This window comes from Mycobacterium sp. 852002-30065_SCH5024008, assembly GCF_001665645.1.
Lineage (GTDB): Bacteria > Actinomycetota > Actinomycetes > Mycobacteriales > Mycobacteriaceae > Mycobacterium > Mycobacterium paraffinicum.
This window is the reverse complement of the sequence record NZ_LZSZ01000024.1, coordinates 1-506: the sequence shown is the minus strand read 5'-3', so window position 1 is coordinate 506 and position 506 is coordinate 1. Positions and strand designations below refer to the sequence as shown.

Below are 506 nucleotides of genomic sequence, written 5' to 3'. Positions count from 1 at the left end.
GATGCCAGCGGCTGGCTGCCCGAGCGGCTCGAGGATGCCATCGCCGCGGTGGCGGGGTATCGGGTTGATCTGGGCGTCGAGATCCCGTTGCGGGCCCAGCTTTTCCGGCTCGGCGCAGATGAGTATGTGTTGGTGGCCGTGGCGCATCATATCGCCGCGGATGGCGGGTCGATCACCCCGCTGATACAGGATCTGGGCATCGCCTATGCCGCCCGCTGCGCCGGTCAGCCCCCTGGGTGGGTGCCGTTGGCGGTGCAGTACGCCGACTACACGCTGTGGCAGCGTGAGCAGCTGGGCGATCTCGAGGACCCCGACAGTGTGATCGGCGGGCAGCTGGCCTACTGGCAGCAGGCCCTGGCCGGGATGCCCGAACGCCTGGTGCTGCCCACCGATCGGCCCTATCCGGCGGTAGCCGATCACCACGGAGCCAGCCTCACCATCGAGTGGCCGGCGCAGTTGCAGCAGCAGATCACCCGGGTGGCCCAGGCACATCATGCGACCAGTTT

1 protein-coding gene is annotated in these 506 nt (G+C 68.4%); it reads left to right on the top strand.

Annotated elements, in window-relative coordinates; translation table 11 throughout:
- A partial coding sequence (locus A5781_RS03230) for a condensation domain-containing protein (protein WP_197503678.1) occupies positions 1 to 506 on the top strand: 506 nt, incomplete at both ends.